Annotated in this window: 10 protein-coding genes; 6 read left to right on the top strand and 4 right to left on the bottom strand. The window is 60.7% G+C overall.

What is annotated here, in order from left to right:
• Nucleotides 1-181: 181 nt before the first annotated feature.
• From ABEH28_RS23935 to ABEH28_RS23945, 3 genes are read left to right on the top strand one after another with little or no spacing between them, the layout of a single operon-like run.
• Entirely contained in the window at nucleotides 182-1,531 is a 1,350-nt protein-coding gene (locus ABEH28_RS23935; protein WP_192174598.1) for a TolC family outer membrane protein, read from the top strand.
• A 49-nt stretch (nucleotides 1,532-1,580) separates the two neighbouring features.
• The gene (locus tag ABEH28_RS23940; RefSeq protein WP_346631253.1) at nucleotides 1,581-3,734 is read left to right on the top strand and encodes a type I secretion system permease/ATPase; all 2,154 of its coding nucleotides are present in this window, start codon (nucleotides 1,581-1,583) and stop codon (nucleotides 3,732-3,734) included.
• Nucleotides 3,724-5,097, top strand: a complete 1,374-nt coding sequence (locus tag ABEH28_RS23945; protein ID WP_192174600.1) for an HlyD family type I secretion periplasmic adaptor subunit — start codon at nucleotides 3,724-3,726, stop codon at nucleotides 5,095-5,097. Before ABEH28_RS23940 ends, ABEH28_RS23945 begins: the two co-directional genes overlap by 11 nt.
• Nucleotides 5,098-5,241: 144 nt before the next feature.
• Here ABEH28_RS23945 and ABEH28_RS23950 read toward each other — a convergent pair whose 3' ends face one another.
• From ABEH28_RS23950 to ABEH28_RS23960, 3 genes are all read right to left on the bottom strand, one after another.
• A complete protein-coding gene (locus ABEH28_RS23950; RefSeq protein ID WP_346631254.1) occupies nucleotides 5,242-5,559 on the bottom strand; it encodes a DUF2845 domain-containing protein in 318 nt (105 codons plus the stop codon).
• A complete protein-coding gene (locus tag ABEH28_RS23955) occupies nucleotides 5,559-8,519 on the bottom strand; it encodes a DUF748 domain-containing protein (protein WP_346631255.1) in 2,961 nt (986 codons plus the stop codon). Before ABEH28_RS23955 ends, ABEH28_RS23950 begins: the two co-directional genes overlap by 1 nt.
• Nucleotides 8,520-8,630: 111 nt before the next feature.
• On the bottom strand, nucleotides 8,631-9,647 hold the full coding sequence (locus tag ABEH28_RS23960) for a class I SAM-dependent methyltransferase (RefSeq protein ID WP_346631256.1): 1,017 nt from the start codon (nucleotides 9,645-9,647) through the stop codon (nucleotides 8,631-8,633).
• Nucleotides 9,648-10,410: 763 nt separating this feature from the next.
• Here ABEH28_RS23960 and mgtA point away from each other — a divergent pair.
• Complete coding sequence (gene mgtA, locus ABEH28_RS23965) at nucleotides 10,411-13,146, top strand: magnesium-translocating P-type ATPase (protein ID WP_346631257.1); 2,736 nt, start codon at nucleotides 10,411-10,413, stop codon at nucleotides 13,144-13,146.
• 192 nt (nucleotides 13,147-13,338) lie between these two features.
• Here the strand turns inward: mgtA and ABEH28_RS23970 are convergent, their stop codons facing one another.
• Nucleotides 13,339-14,520 carry an acetyl-CoA C-acetyltransferase gene (locus ABEH28_RS23970; RefSeq protein WP_346631258.1) on the bottom strand — a complete coding sequence of 394 codons (1,182 nt, stop codon included), beginning with the start codon at nucleotides 14,518-14,520 and terminating at the stop codon, nucleotides 13,339-13,341.
• Nucleotides 14,521-14,921: 401 nt separating this feature from the next.
• Here ABEH28_RS23970 and ABEH28_RS23975 point away from each other — a divergent pair, with 401 nt between their 5' ends.
• Nucleotides 14,922-15,149 (top strand): hypothetical protein, encoded by a 228-nt coding sequence (locus ABEH28_RS23975; protein ID WP_346631259.1) that lies wholly within the window; start codon nucleotides 14,922-14,924, stop codon nucleotides 15,147-15,149.
• Complete coding sequence (locus ABEH28_RS23980; RefSeq protein ID WP_346631260.1) at nucleotides 15,125-15,412, top strand: hypothetical protein; 288 nt, start codon at nucleotides 15,125-15,127, stop codon at nucleotides 15,410-15,412. The genes ABEH28_RS23975 and ABEH28_RS23980 overlap by 25 nt, the downstream gene beginning before the upstream one ends.
• Nucleotides 15,413-15,441 lie beyond the last annotated feature (29 nt).

Consider the following 15,441-nt stretch of genomic DNA (forward strand, 5'->3'; position numbering starts at 1 on the left):
CATCCTAAACAATCGCTTCCGTAATGTCACATTGATATTTGATGAGATCGCGGATTTCTGCAGTGTGATCGCAAGCGCCCTTCAGAACACTCTCGAGACGATCACTTCAATGGCCATTTTTACGATGCGGCAGTGCGTATTGCTGCATTTTGAACAAGTACGTTCTCGGGAAATCACCAAAATGCGTAAGCACCTCTTCACTGCTGTACCCCTCATCCTTTGTGCCGGTTTCGTTCAGGCCCAGACGCTACAGTCCGCCATGCAGAAAGCCATGGACGAGCATCCCGAGGTGCAGGCCGGCATCAATGCCCGTATCGCCCAGGACTACGCACTCCGTGCTGCAAAGGGCGGCTACCTGCCGCGTGTCGATGTCACGGCGGGCTACGGCCGGGCCGGTTCCGATACGCCAAGCACCCGTGCCTCGACCGGTCGTCACGATTACCAGACGCTGGACCGTGGCGAGTCGCAAATCCGTCTTCAGCAAATGCTCTTTGATGGCTTCGCAACAAGTAACGAAGTTGCGCGTCAACAAGCCACCGCCAATTCCCGGGCATACTCGCTGTTAAATACAACCGAACGTACCGCGTTGACAGTTGCGCAGGTCTATCTCGATGTTCTTACTCAACGTGAAATGGTTCGGCTGGCCGAAGAAAACCTGAAGAGTCACGAACGTATTTACGACCAAATCAAACTGCGCACTTCCCGCGGTGTAGGTCGCATGGCCGATATGGACCAGGCTGATGCTCGTCTGGCACAGGCCCGTAACAACCTGATCACCGAACAAACGAACCTGGCCGACGCCCAGACCAACTACCTCAGTGCCGTTGGTCTGGAAGCTGACCAGCTGGAAGCGCCGTCGCCGTTCGCCATGATGCCTGCCGATCTGAACGAAGCTCGCCGCCAGATGCTCGAGAACAGCCCGGTGCTGCGTTCGGCCGAAGCCGACATCGTTGCCGCTGAAAAGCAGTACACCTCGGCGCAGTCCAATTACTACCCGCGTTTCGATGCAGAACTGGGCCGCAATGCCGATAACAACATTGGCGGCGACGAAGGCCACAACAATGGCTGGGAAGCCATGGTCCGCATGCGCTTCAATCTGTACGCCGGTGGCAGCAACAAGGCTGACCTGCAATCCAAGTCGTACCTGTCGAGTCAGGCCCTGGATATCCGCAACAACGCGCTGCGTCAGTTGAACGAAGAACTGGGCCTGGCCTGGAACGCCTACAACAACGCCAACGCCCAGGTGCCGATCGCTCAGCAGTACGTCGAGCGGGCCAACAGCGTGCGTACTTCGTACCAGCAGCAATTCAGTCTGGGAGAGCGTACCCTGCTCGACCTTCTCGACAGCGAGAACGAGTTGTTCACCGCGCAACAGCGTCTGGTGCAGCTGAAAAACCTGCAGACGTACACCCAGTACCGCATCAAGGCGGACATGGGCACATTGCTGAAAAGCCAGGGTGTCGTGGCGCCGATGGCATCGGTTGTGCAGAACGATGTGAAACCGACAGTTCAGCTGCCGGGCATGAACTGATTCTTGACGGAGTCAGGTTCTTTTAACCGTTAAGAAAGAGAGTGTCAGCGTGGACTTGGAATTACCTTCGGCTCAATTAGGTCATGATCCACGCAGCCAGCACGACGATCCGCTACTCGACGGGCTGTTGACACTCTGTGCCCTGCATCACAAACCGGCGAGCCGGGCCATGCTGACCACCGGCCTGCCATTGCCCGACCAGCGCCTGAGCCCGGATTTGCTGCCCCGCGCCGCAGCCCGGGCGGGTTTACAGGGGCGTTTACTGCAACGCAAACTCATCCAGATTCCCGAGATCGCATTGCCCGCCTTGCTGCTCCTGAAAGACGGGCGTTCTGCCGTTCTGCTCGGTTGGGAGGGCCAATCGGCCCGCCTGCTGATCAGCGAAAGTAACGGCGGCGAAGTGCTGATCGAGACCGAAGCGCTGGCGCAGGATTACAGCGGTCGGGTGTTTTTCGCACAGCCGCAACATAAATTTGACGTGACCCAGGGCTCGCTCATCCCGCGCGCTCGTTCCTGGTTCAAGGACACCCTCAAGCTGTCTCGCTGGCTTTACGTCGACGCGATCGCTGCCAGCTTCGTGATCAACCTGATCGCGCTGGCTACCCCTCTTTTCGTGATGAACGTCTACGACCGCGTCGTGCCCAACCAGGCCACCGCCACACTGTGGGTGCTGGCGACCGGTATCTGTGGCGCGTTTCTGTTTGATCTTTTGCTCAAGGGCCTGCGCAGTCTGTGCCTGGACCTGGCCGGCAAGAAAACCGACCTGATCATTTCCGCCACGCTGTTCGAACGCATCGTCGGCATGGCGATGAAGTTTCGCCCGGCGCGGGTCGGCAGCTACGCTCAGAACATTCATGAGTTTCAGGGCATGCGTGACTTCCTCACGTCGTTGACCCTGACCAGCCTTATCGACCTGCCGTTCACGCTGATCATCCTGTTGGTGATTGCGCTGCTGGGCGGGCATCTGGTGTGGATTCCGATCATCGCCTTCCCGCTGGCGCTGGGCATCGGCCATTTCCTGCAAAAACCGCTGACCTCCACCCTTGAGCGCACCATGGCGCTGGGTGCGGAGCGTCAGTCGAGCCTGATCGAAACCCTCGCCGGCCTCGATGCGGTGAAGGTCAACAACGCCGAAAGCGAGCGTCAATACCAGTGGGAGCACACCATCGGTACGCTTAGCCGCCTGGAATTGCGCGTCAAAGTCCTTTCCGGTCTCGCCATGAACATCACCCTGCTGATCCAGCAACTGGCGGGCGTGGCGATGATCTGTTTCGGCGTTTACATGATCATGGACGGCGTCCTCAGCATGGGCGGCCTCGTGGCGTGCTACATGCTCAGCGGCCGCGCCCTTGGCCCGCTGGCGCAACTGTCCGGTCTGCTGACCCGTTACCAGCAAGCCAAAGTGACCATGGTGTCAGTCGATCAAATGATGGAGCTGCCCCAGGAACGTAACTTCGACGAGCGTCCCCTCAGCCGTCAGGTGCTGCAGGGCGCCATGGAATTCCGCAACCTTGAGTTCACTTACCCGAACCAGCAAAACCTGGCGCTGCGCAACATCAATCTGGTGATCCGCCCGGGCGAGAAGGTCGGCATCATCGGCCGTAGCGGGTCGGGGAAAAGCTCCCTGGCCAAACTGCTGGTCGGTTTGTATCAGCCGGATGAAGGCTCGCTGCTGGTGGATGGCGTCGACATTCGCCAGATCGACGTCAGCGAAGTGCGCCACAACATCGGCTACGTCGCCCAGGACATACAACTGTTGTCGGGCACGCTGCGCGACAACCTGATTTCCGGCGCGCGTTACGTGGACGACGAAATGGTGCTGCAGGCCGCTGAATTAGCCGGCGTGCACGAATTCGCCAGCCTGCATCCCCAGGGCTACGAGCTGCAAGTGGGTGAGCGCGGGCAGAATTTGTCCGGTGGTCAGCGACAGAACGTTGCCCTGGCGCGGGCCTTGTTGCTCGATCCGCCGATCCTGTTGCTCGACGAGCCCACCAGCGCCATGGACAACACCGGCGAAGAACGTTTGAAGCAGCGCCTGCATGGCGTCATCGAGAAAAAGACCGTGATTCTTGTGACACACCGAGCTTCGTTGCTCAGCCTGGTTGATCGCTTGGTGGTCATCGACCGCGGCCAGATCGTGGCCGACGGCCCGAAAGCCGCCGTTATGGAAGCGTTGAAGAAGGGGCAGATCAGTGTTGCTTAAGTCAGGTCAAAACTCCGGTGGCGGCATTTTCGGCTATTTCAAAGGCTCGCCTTCTCTCGAAGGCCAGGCGCTGCCGGAAGTCAAAAAGGCTTTGGTCGACGACGCCCCGCGCATCGTGCGGCTGACCATCTGGGCCGTGATCCTGTTCTTCGTCTTCTTGCTGGTCTGGGCTAACTACGCCGTGATCGATGAAGTGACGAAGGGCGAGGGCAAGGCCATTCCGTCGACCAAGATCCAGAAAATCCAGAACCTGGAAGGCGGCATCGTCGCGCAGATCTACGCCCACGACGGCCAGATCGTCGACGCCGGCGCCCCGCTGATTCGTCTCGACGACACGCGCTTTGCGTCCAACGTTGGCGAAACCGAGGCTGATCGTCTGGCCATGCAGCTGCGCGTTGAGCGTCTGAGCGCCGAGGTCGATGACCGTCCGCTGAACATCAGCGCCGAAGCGCGCAAGCTGGTGCCGAATCAGGCAGCCAACGAAGAGTCGCTGTACAAAAGCCGCCGTCAGCAACTGGTGGATGAGATTGGTGGTTTGCAGCAGCAATTGATTCAGCGTCAGCAGGAATTGCGTGAATTCGGCTCCAAGCAGGAGCAATACCGCAGCAGCCTGGCCCTGTTGCGCCAGGAGATCGGCATGTCCGAGCCGTTGGTGTCCCAAGGCGCCGTGTCGCCGGTGGACATCCTGCGGCTGAAACGCTCCGAGGTGGAAACCCGTGGTCAGCTCGACGGCACCACGCTGGCGATCCCTCGCGCACAGGCGGCGATTGCCGAAGTGCAGCGCAAGATCGATGAAACCCGTGGCAAATTTCGCAGCGACGCGCTTACCCAACTGAACGAAGCGCGCACCAATCTTTCGAAAGCGCAGTCGACGGCCAAGGGCCTTGAAGACCGCGTTAATCGCACGATGGTGACATCGCCGGTGCGCGGCGTGGTCAAACAGATGCTGGTCAACACCGTCGGCGGCGTTATCCAGCCGGGCAGCGACATTGCCGAAGTGGTGCCGCTGGATGACACGCTGTTGGTAGAAGCGCGCATTCGTCCGCAAGACATCGCCTTCCTGCACCCGGGGCAGGAAGCGATGATCAAGTTCACGGCCTATGACTACACGATCTACGGCGGGCTGAAAGGCAAGCTGGAGCAGATCGGTGCTGACACCATTCAGGACGAAGAGAAGAAGAACACCTTCTACGTGATCAAACTGCGCACCGACCGCAGCCACCTCGGTACTGATGAGCACCCGCTGCTGATCATCCCCGGCATGGTCGCCTCGGTGGACATCATCACCGGCAAGAAAACCATCCTGAGCTACCTGCTCAAACCCGTGCTGAAAGCCCGCGCCGAGGCATTGCACGAGCGTTGATGGCTGATGGTTGATGGCCGGTAGACTGGCCTCTTCCTTTGTAGGACCGGCTTCAGCCGGGAAAGCGTCGGGTATTACACCAAAAATGCATGGTGTTCACCCGGGCCTCTTCCCGGCTAAAGCCGGTCCCACAAGGAGGCGCCATCACCTCCCGCGTTTGCTATCAATCCTCACCAACTGCCCGCCTTCGAATCTCAGGTACTGGTACATCCCGTTGCTCGGGCCGTAGATCCATTCCTGAACCTGCACCTGATCCACCTGGCGGTAGTGATTGACGGTCTCCTTGTAGCCGATGATCTCCTGGCTGACCGGTTGGCCGCATTTCTGCTGCACTTCAAACATCCGGTCGCCCACGCTGATCAACTGGCTGCCGCAGCGCAACGTATCCGCCTGGGCAACGCCAGCCAGCGCTGTCACACCGAGAACCAACGCCACCCTCGTTATCGCATTTCTCAAAATCATTACTCGCTGTCGAGGTGCAGGGGGCTGATGACGCGGCCGTCCTTTTCCGGTTTGCCGAGGGTGGTGTCGATGAAATACACCCGCTCGTCTGCCAGTTGGCCCTTGTCGACCAGATAGTCCTTGATGCTTCCGGCCCGCGCCTGACCGAGCTGACGCAACAGAAGCGCGCTCGAACTCCAGGATTTGAGCACCGCCTCGCGCAGCTTGTTCTGACGCTCTTCCTTGCCCAGATTCACCCACTCGGCCGGCGGCTGCTGTTTCAGGCGCGTGCGATAAATCCCCTCGAGCATCGGCGCCTTCTCGTCAGCAGGCACGGTCAAATCGCTCGCCTGCGCCGGCACCTTGTCGCCACGGCGCTGGAGAATCTTGTAGTACGTGCTCTGGTATTCGCGCTCCAGGCGCTGTTGGGCAATCAGTGGCCCATCGCTCGCTTCAGCGCTGGTGCCTTCAATCTCCAGGCGCAACGCCGGACGCGCTTTCAATCCCGCCGCCAGCTTGTCCAGCGACGCCATGGCTTCAGGGCTCAACTCATCAACCCCTGGCGCGAAGGCCACCGTACCCAGGTCTTCAGAGCCGCCACCGCCGCTGATCAATCCGCCGATGAATTTGAACGGCGCCGCCGCTGCCTTCACCACCAGATTGCGCAGGGTCTGCCAGACAATCGGCATCACGCTGAACTGCGGATTGTTGAGATCGCCCGTTACGGGCAGCTCGATGGAAATCTTGCCATCGGTGTCCTTGAGCAGGGCGATCGCCAGTTTCAGCGGCAGATTCACCGCGTCCGGACTGTCGACCTTCTCGCCCAATTGCAGCTGCTCGACCACCACCTTGTTCTCGGCTTTGAGCTGGCCTTTGGTGATCAGGTAATGCAGGTCCAGATTCAAACGCCCCTTGCGGATGCGATACCCGGCGAACTTGCCGGAGTAGGGCGTCAACGTGGTCAGTTCCACGCGTTTGAAGCTGGTAGCGATATCCAGACTAGCCATCGGGTTGAACGGGTTCAGCGCGCCCTTGATGGTCACCGGCGCATAACGATCCACCTTGCCGTTGATATTCACCGTCGCCGGTTTGTCCTGGCGGTTATCCAGCGTGCCGATCTTACCGTTGAGCTGCTGCACGGCCGTGGCAAAGTTTGGCGTGAGGCTGAAGTCGGCAAAATTGGCCGACCCGTTGGTGATGTTGACCTCGCCAATGCGAATGCCTATCGGCTTTTCGCTGCTGGCGGCAGCCTTGGCTCTCGGCGTGGCAGGGGGTTGATCAGCAGGCTGAGGAATCAGCAGGTCGTCGATATTGGTCGAGCGATCGTCGGCAATCATGAATCGGGCATAGGGTTGATCAATGTTGATCGTGGCGATGGTCAGGCTGTCGCCGAGCTGGAAATTCAGGCCGTCGACATTCAGCCGTTGCCACTTCACGAAATCCCGCGACTTGAGGGTGTCGAGGGTGTGCAACTGGTCGACCTGCGCCTTGCCGGTAATGCCCAGCGCCAAGGGCTCGGTGCTTTTCAGGTCGACCGCCAGATCGCTGTTGAGCATGCCGCTCCGGACTTCCAGACGAATGAACGGCGTGACGTAGGACTGCGCGACACGCAGGTCGATGTCGCGGGTGGTGACGTTGAGATTGGCGCGAACCGGCGCCAGATTCACCTCGCCGTCGGCGGTCAGCTTGCCTTGCTTGCCCACGCCGGTGTCGAGCTTGAGTTTGAAGGGCGACTTGTTGAGGCTGTCGAAGCCGGTCAGGTCGAGGTTCAGCGGACCGACATCAATCGCGACAGGCTCTTTAGGCACCTTGTCGGTGAGGTGAATGCGGTAGTCGCGCAGCTGCGTATCGCGCAGCAACACCTGCCACGGCTTGCTCGGCGCCGCTGGTTTTGCGCTGGCGGTGGTTTCAGCGCTGCTCGCGGTGGCGGGCTGCTGTTTTTCAGCCTCAACCTTTTTCGCCTGCGCCTTAGAAGGCTGGCTGGCGAACAGCTTCTGCCAGTCCAGCTCACCGTCTGACTCACGCGTCGCCCAGGTTTCCAGGCCTTCGCTGCGAATCTTGCCGACGGTCACCAACTGCTTGGCCAGATCGATCGACGTCTCGCTCACGCTCAGTTTTTTCAGGCGAGCCAGCGGTCTGCCGTCCGGGGCATCGATGGCGAAGGGCGCGACGCTCAAGGACGTGTTGTCCAGCAGCAGCTCGGTCTCCTTGGCCAGGCTGAGTGTGTAGTGGGTGTTGAAATTGAGTACCCCGTCTTTGAGCACCAGCGGCAGGGCATCGCGTACGTAGGGCCACCAGACTTTCATCTTGCCGTCGGTGACTTTGAGCGTGCCTTCCGACGCGATCGGCACCAGGCTGATGCGCCCGACCCAGTCGATCTGACCGCCTTCAGGACCGGCGGCGACGAGGGTCATGTCGGCGTTGTCTTCCGGCAGTGTACTGAGGTTTTTCAGCTCGAAATTCAGCGCGTCGTAGAGAAACTCGATGGGCTCGCTGGGGCGCATGTCCTGGAAATGCACGTAACCGTCGGCCAGCTTGATCTCGCCGATACGCAGCGGAAATGGCTTGCCTGGAGGTTCGTCTGGTGTTGCGGGTTCGCTGGCGGGCAGCTTGAACAGGCCGGCAAGGTTGAGCGTTCCGTCCTTGGCGAACAGCAGCTCGGTCTTGGGTTTGTCGAGTTCGACGGCCTTGAGGTGCAGAGCCTTGGTCCAAAGGCTGTCGATTTGCAGGTTGGCGTAAAGCCGTGCGAAACCGATTTGCTCCTTGCCCGGTGCCCCGATGTTCAGGCCCCACAAGGTGACCTCAAGGCTGTAGGGGTTGAGTTCGAGGCGGTCGAGCCTGGCCGGCACCGTGCTGTAATTGGCCAGCTGTTGATTGATGATTCGCAATGCAACGCCTGGCAGGATCAGAAACCCCAGCACGCTGTAAATGGCGAAGACGGCCAGCAGGGCGCCGATGGCGCGTTTCAATCCTTTGGGCATGTAGGTCGCCGACTCTCTCGATAGGAGGTCCTTGGAGTATGGCACGCCAATCTGGTTCCGAATCCAGTCGCTTCAATCCGTGTGGGAAATTTCCTCAGGCTCGTTTGAGCATCACAGCTGCAAGATCAATGTCTTGAGCGGGGGCTGTTGATCCTGTGACGGAAAGTCGGCGCCCGGGGTCAGCACCTGGCAGTCGCGCACGGGGCGGCCGATCTTGCTCGCGCATCGCAACACTTGCTCGCGCCAGTCGTCCAGGCTGACTTTCGCCAGATTGTTGCAGCAGATCAGCACGCCGTCTTCGGCGGTGGTCAGCAGCGCGGGCTTCAGCAGGCTTTGGTAATCGCGCAGCAGATCCACCGTGCCGAAGGCGCTCTTGGCCCAGGCCGGCGGGTCCAGCAGGACCAGATCGTATTGGCGTTGCTCAAGGCGTACGTAACTCGGCAGCTTGTGGCCGCGACGGGAAGCGATGGGCAGCCCGGCCAGTTGGCGAATGGCCGGGAAGTAATCGGACTGGACGAACTGCATCGTCGGCAGCTGCGGATTGAGCAGGCCGTTCTCGCGCCCGACCGCCAGGTTGCCCTCGGCGAAATCCAGGTTGCACACCTCGCGCGCGCCACCCGCCGCTGCGCTCAGGCCGACGCCGCAGGTGTAGGCGAACAGATTGAGCACGCTCTTGCCGGCGGCATGTTGCTTGACCCAACCACGGGCGTTGCGCAGGTCGAGAAACAGCAATGGATCCTGCCCGGCATGACGACCGCGCACCCGGTAATTCAGGCCCCACTCATGGCCGACCAGATCGGCCAGCGCAGCGTCGTCGGCTTTATAGATCGGGTCAGTCCGGTCAACGCGCGAGTTGCCCTGGGAGCGGTCGTTGTAGACCAGCAACAGCTCCAGACCCAGACGTGCATTGACGGCAGTATGCAGCGCCAGCAGCGAATCAAGATCCAGGCTGTTGTGGAAACTCTGCACCAGCAGTTGCGGGCCGTAGCGGTCGACCGTCAGCCCGCTCGCGCCTTCCTGGCTGCCGTGGAACAGGCGATAACAGTCGGTGCCTTGGGCGTGCAGTTCCGCCAGCAGGGTTTGACGATTATCGAGGGCGACGCTGAGCGCCTGATTCAACGAAGACATGCTCGGCCTTGGGGCAGGAATGAGGGCGTGCGAGTTTATCAGCAAGGCCAATGCCGGTGTTGCCGCCTGTTCGCCAGCAAGCTTCTACGGACTTTCGCACTGCCCTCGCTGCAAACCACTGTAGGAGTGAGCTTGCTCGCGATAGCGGCGTGTCAGACGACATCCTCTTCGCAGACATAACGCCATCGCGAGCAAGCTCACTCCTACAGAAACTGAGGTGAATCAGTTCAACCTTGGGGTCTCAGATATGACGCATGTGCGAGCAAGCTCACCCCTGCAAGGGGCGTCATCCCCGGTTCCTGAACCGTTCCTGAAGACTTCTGCAAAACCCCCACACCCTCCGTACTGGCGATTTACTCTCATAAAACCCGGGCGTATGCTTCGCCCGTTTTCAACCAATGCGGAGACCCACAGTGGGTACTTGTTCGAGTGACAGACGTCAGCCGGTGATGACGACCGGCCAATCCTCGGCACGATAACGCGCAGTCTTTTTCACTGCCGCTATCTCGCCGACAACGTGAGAAGCGGCAGTGCCGGCGGACTCTGATCAGAGCCCGCTGTCCTGTCCTTTCCCTGACGCCCAATCCTGCGTGATGACCGACGCGTCTGTCGTTCGTCTGCGCATCGGACGCGCGCGGCTTTTGCTGCGCGGGCCAACCTGCGGCGCCTGCTCATGAACGAGCGCGGCGCCTGAGGTCGGCCGTACCCGCTCAAGGTTCCTGTGCTTTCAGCTCCAGCAGCCTTCAGTCCAGGGGACATAACCATGAAGTACACCCTCCTGAAAGAATTCCTCGCAGACTTCGTCCGCACCCGCAAACTCGGCCGGCACTTTCGTCGGCTGGCGACGCTCGACAGCGTGACCGACGCAACCGTCAGCCGCGAAGTGCCGCCCACCCTCGCGCAAACCCTGACCCGGGGCGCCAGCAGCGATGTGCCTGAATTGCTCGCGCGCCTGAGCAGCCACGCCGACGGTCTCACCGAAACCGAAGCGCAAAGCCTGCGCGAGCAATACGGCCTCAACGAAGTCGAGCACGAACAGCCCCTGCCATGGTGGGTGCACCTGTGGCACTGCTACAAAAACCCGTTCAACCTGCTACTGACGCTGCTGGCGTTCATCTCGTGGCTGACCGAAGACATGAAAGCCGCCACGGTGATCTTCTCCATGGTCGTGCTCTCCACACTGCTGCGTTTCTGGCAGGAGGCGCGCTCCAATCAGGCCGCCGACGCGCTGAAAGCGATGGTCAGCAACACCGCGACCGTCATGCGCCGCGCCGACAGCACGTTCGACGCTGCCGATAACGCAACGCAAAAACGAATCGAGCTGCCGATCAAGCAACTGGTACCGGGCGACCTCATCGTGCTGTCTGCCGGCGACATGATCCCTGCGGACTGTCGCGTGCTGAGCGCCAAGGACCTGTTCGTCAGCCAGGCCGCGATGACCGGCGAATCCATGCCGGTGGAGAAATTCGCGCGGCGTCAGGACGTCGACACGGGTAACCCGCTGGACCTGGAAAACATCCTGTTCATGGGCACCAACGTGGTGTCCGGCGCGGCGACGGGCGTCATTCTGGCGACCGGCAACAACACTTATTTCGGCGCACTGGCGCAGCGGGTCAGCGCTACCGATCGTGCGCCGACCTCGTTTCAGGCCGGGGTCAACAAAGTCAGCTGGCTGCTGATCCGCTTCATGTTCGTGATGGCGCCGCTGGTGCTGTTCATCAACGGCTTCACCAAGGGCGACTGGATGGAAGCGCTGCTGTTCGCGCTGTCCATTGCGGTCGGCCTGACGCCGGAAATGCTGCCGATGATCGTCACCTCGACGCTGGCCAAGGGCGCGGTGTTCCTGTCGCGCAAGAAAGTCATCGTCAAGCGCCTCGACGCCATCCAGAACTTCGGCGCCATGGACGTGCTGTGCACCGACAAGACCGGCACGCTGACCCAGGACAAGATTTTTCTGGCACGGCATGTTGACGTCTGGGGCGATGAGTCCGACGACGTTCTGGAAATGGCCTACCTCAACAGCTACTACCAGACCGGGCTGAAAAACCTGCTGGACGTCGCGGTGCTGGAGCACGTCGAGATTCACCGCGAGCTGCAAGTCGGCACTGCGTTCAGCAAAGTCGATGAGGTCCCGTTCGACTTCAATCGCCGGCGCATGTCGGTGGTGGTGCAACAGCAGCGCGAACCGCATCTGTTGATCTGCAAAGGCGCGCTGGAAGAGGTGCTGAGCGTGTGCAACCGCGTGCGCCATGGCGATGCCGAAGAAGCGCTCACGCCTGAGCTGCTCGAGCGCATTCTGAACGTCACCGCTGCATTCAACGAAGAAGGCCTGCGCGTCGTGGCTGTGGCCGCGCGTCCTATGGAGGCGGGCCGCGACACCTACGGCCTGGCAGACGAAAGCGACCTGACCCTGATCGGCTATGTCGCGTTTCTCGATCCACCGAAGGAAAGCACGGCGCCGGCGCTTAAAGCGCTGGCCGAGCATGGCGTGGCGGTGAAAGTGCTGACCGGCGACAACGAGCGCGTCACCGCGAAGATCTGCCGCGAAGTCGGTCTGGAGCGTCAGGGCCTGCTGCTGGGTGGTGATATCGAGCGCATGAGCGACGCTGAGCTGGCGGTCGCGGTCGAAACGACCAATGTGTTCGCCAAGCTGACGCCTTCCCACAAGGAGCGCATCGTACGGCTGCTCAAGGCCAACGGGCACGTGGTGGGTTTCATGGGCGACGGCATCAACGACGCGCCTGCGCTGCGCACGGCCGACATCGGTATTTCCGTGGACACAGCGGTGGACATCGCCAAGGAAGCCGCCGACATTATTTTGCTGGAGAAGAGCCTGATGGTGCTGGAGGAGGGTGTGCTGGAAGGGCGCCGGACCTTCGCCAACATGCTCAAGTACATCAAGATGACGGCCAGTTCCAACTTCGGCAACGTGTTCTCGGTGCTGGTCGCCAGTGCGTTCATCCCGTTTCTGCCGATGCTGCCAATGCACCTGCTGGTGCAGAACCTGCTGTACGACATTTCCCAGATTGCCATTCCGTTCGATAACGTCGATGAGGAACTGCTGAAAAAACCTCAGCGTTGGCAGCCTGCGGATGTAGGACGCTTCATGCTGTTTTTCGGGCCGATCAGTTCGATCTTCGACATCACCACGTTTGCGGTGATGTGGTACGTGTTCGGCGCCAACACGCCAGAGCATCAGACGCTGTTTCAGTCGGGCTGGTTTGTCGTGGGCCTGCTGACGCAGACGCTGATCGTGCACATGATCCGCACGCCGAAAATCCCGTTCCTGCAAAGCCGCGCGGCGATGCCGTTGATGGTGATGACCGGGGTGATCATGGCCGTGGGCATCTTCCTCCCGATGGGCCCGTTGGCGCACTACTTCAAACTGCAGGCACTGCCCCCGCTGTACTTCGCCATCCTGCCGCTGATCCTGATCGGGTACGTGGTGCTGACCCAGGCGGTGAAGGGGTTTTATGTCCGCAGGTTTGGCTGGCAGTGATTTCCATGTGACGCAGGCCCCATTGACTGACCGCGTGCTTTTAGTGGGACTGGCTTTAGCCGGGAATGCGTCAGGCGTCACACCGCGATAGTGAGGGTGTTCACGCCGGCCTCTTCCCGGCTGAAGCCGGTCCCACTGACTGACCGCGGCGTTTAGTGGGACTGGTCCTACACTTGCGTCTCGGCCAGGCTGTTATGGCCGGGCCAACGCCAGCGCCACGCCTTGTCCGCCGCCAATGCACAGCGTCGCCAGGCCTTTGTTCGCGTCGCGCTTGATCATTTCGTGCAGCAGGGTCACCAGCACGCGGCAGCCCGATGCGCCGATCGGGTGGCCGATGGCGATGGCGCCGCCGTTGACGTTGACCTTGTCCATGTCCCAGCCCAGTTCCTTGCCAACCGACAATGACTGGGCGGCGAAGGCTTCGTTGGCTTCGATCAGATCGAGCTCCTCCAGCGACCAACCCGCCTTGTCCAGGCAGCGGCGGGTTGCGCTCACCGGGCCGATGCCCATGATCGCCGGGTCAACACCCGCGTTCGCGTAAGCCGCAATCCGCGCCAGCACCGGCAAGCCCAGTTCTTCCGCTTTGCGGGCGCTCATCAGAATGACCGCCGCCGCACCGTCGTTCAGCGATGACGCATTGCCTGCCGTGACCGAGCCGTCCTTTTTGAACGCCGGCTTGAGCTTGCCCAGTGATTCAGCAGTGGTGCCCGCACGTGGCTGCTCGTCGATGCTGAAAGAGAGCGGATCGCCTTTGCGCTGAGGAATCAGGACCGGGGTGATTTCATCCACGAAGCGCCCGGCCTCGATGGCCGCCGCAGCTTTCTGTTGCGACGCAGCAGCAAACGCATCCTGCGCCTCACGGCTGATATCGTATTTCTCGGCCAGGTTCTCGGCAGTGATGCCCATGTGGTAATCGTTGAAAGCGTCCCACAGACCGTCGCTGATCATCGTGTCGACCATCGTCGCGTGGCCCATGCGCAGACCGGTCCGCGCGCCCGGCATCACATAGTTGGACAGGCTCATGTTTTCCTGGCCACCAGCGATGATCACCTCCGCGTCACCGCAACGAATCGCCTGGGCCCCCAGATGCAGCGCCTTGAGGCCCGAGCCACAGACCTTGTTCAGCGTCATGGCGGGCACTGTGAACGGCAAGCCCGCCTTGATCGCAGCCTGACGTGCAGGATTCTGCCCGGCACCCGCCGTCAGCACCTGGCCCATGATCACCTCATCGACTTGCGCACCGTCCAGACCGGTCTGCGCCAGCAGTTGACGGATAACGGTAGCGCCGAGATCCACTGCAGGAATATGCGCCAGCGAACCCTGGAAACTGCCCACCGCAGTGCGGGTGGCGGCAACGATTACGACATCTTGCATGGTGCGAATCCTCAGTGGTGTGCGACGCGGCGCCGGCCCGGGCTTGAAAAGGTGAAGAAAACAGCGCGGGCAGCCGGATCAAGGGAGAGCATGGTTGCATGAATGACGATGATAATTTAAGCCCTTTGTCGCCCGGATGCTGCAGCGATGGCGATCAAACGCCCCCCATCCCTGGACCGGTCTGCGGATGGCTCCTACGGAAAACATATGACAGGAAGTGTCTCAGGTTCCCACTCAAACCCGGGAAGCGGCTGATTTTTGTCAAGTGTGAAGGCAGGGACAATCGCCGGCCATTTCAGCGTCCATTTCCCAGGAGCCCCCCTTTGCCAGACGACAATCATGGCGATTAAAGCGGCGACCACAGCCTGAACGTCGGCGTCGGCGACTTTCGTGGCGCCAACGTGAACATCAGTCACAACGAGCGCCCCACCTTCACACCCGAGCAATTGCACATTGAGCGCCATCCGGCGTTTGGCGGGCGCAGCCTCGACAGCCGCAACGCCTCTGTCTTTGGGTATATCACGGGAATCGCCAGCCTGATCGGGCTGTACTTCACCCTGTTCCAGCCGCCATTGGGCGGCAGAGCTCGTGGTCAACGTTGTTCATGTTTTCATTCATCGTTGCGGTGATGGCCGTCGCACTGTCAGCCTTGCTCCGTCGACGCAAGTTCGAGCATTTCTTCGGCTCCCGGCACTATCTTGAAATCAGCCAGACCGGACGGCTGCGGGTGAATCGTCTGACTGCGCAATGTCCTTGGTGCGGATCGTTGATGCACCTGCGCCGCGTCGGTCCCAAGGAAGGGCCGCGTGACGATCAGTTCCTTGGCGTGCGCAATCCGGCGCAGCACACCGTTCAACTCGACCCGACGGTGCTTCCCGACATAGAAGACTGAGAAACCCAGAAACACGAAACCCGCTGCCT

The organism is Pseudomonas sp. Ps21-P2 (genome assembly GCF_039672565.1).
In the GTDB taxonomy this organism is placed as follows: domain Bacteria; phylum Pseudomonadota; class Gammaproteobacteria; order Pseudomonadales; family Pseudomonadaceae; genus Aquipseudomonas.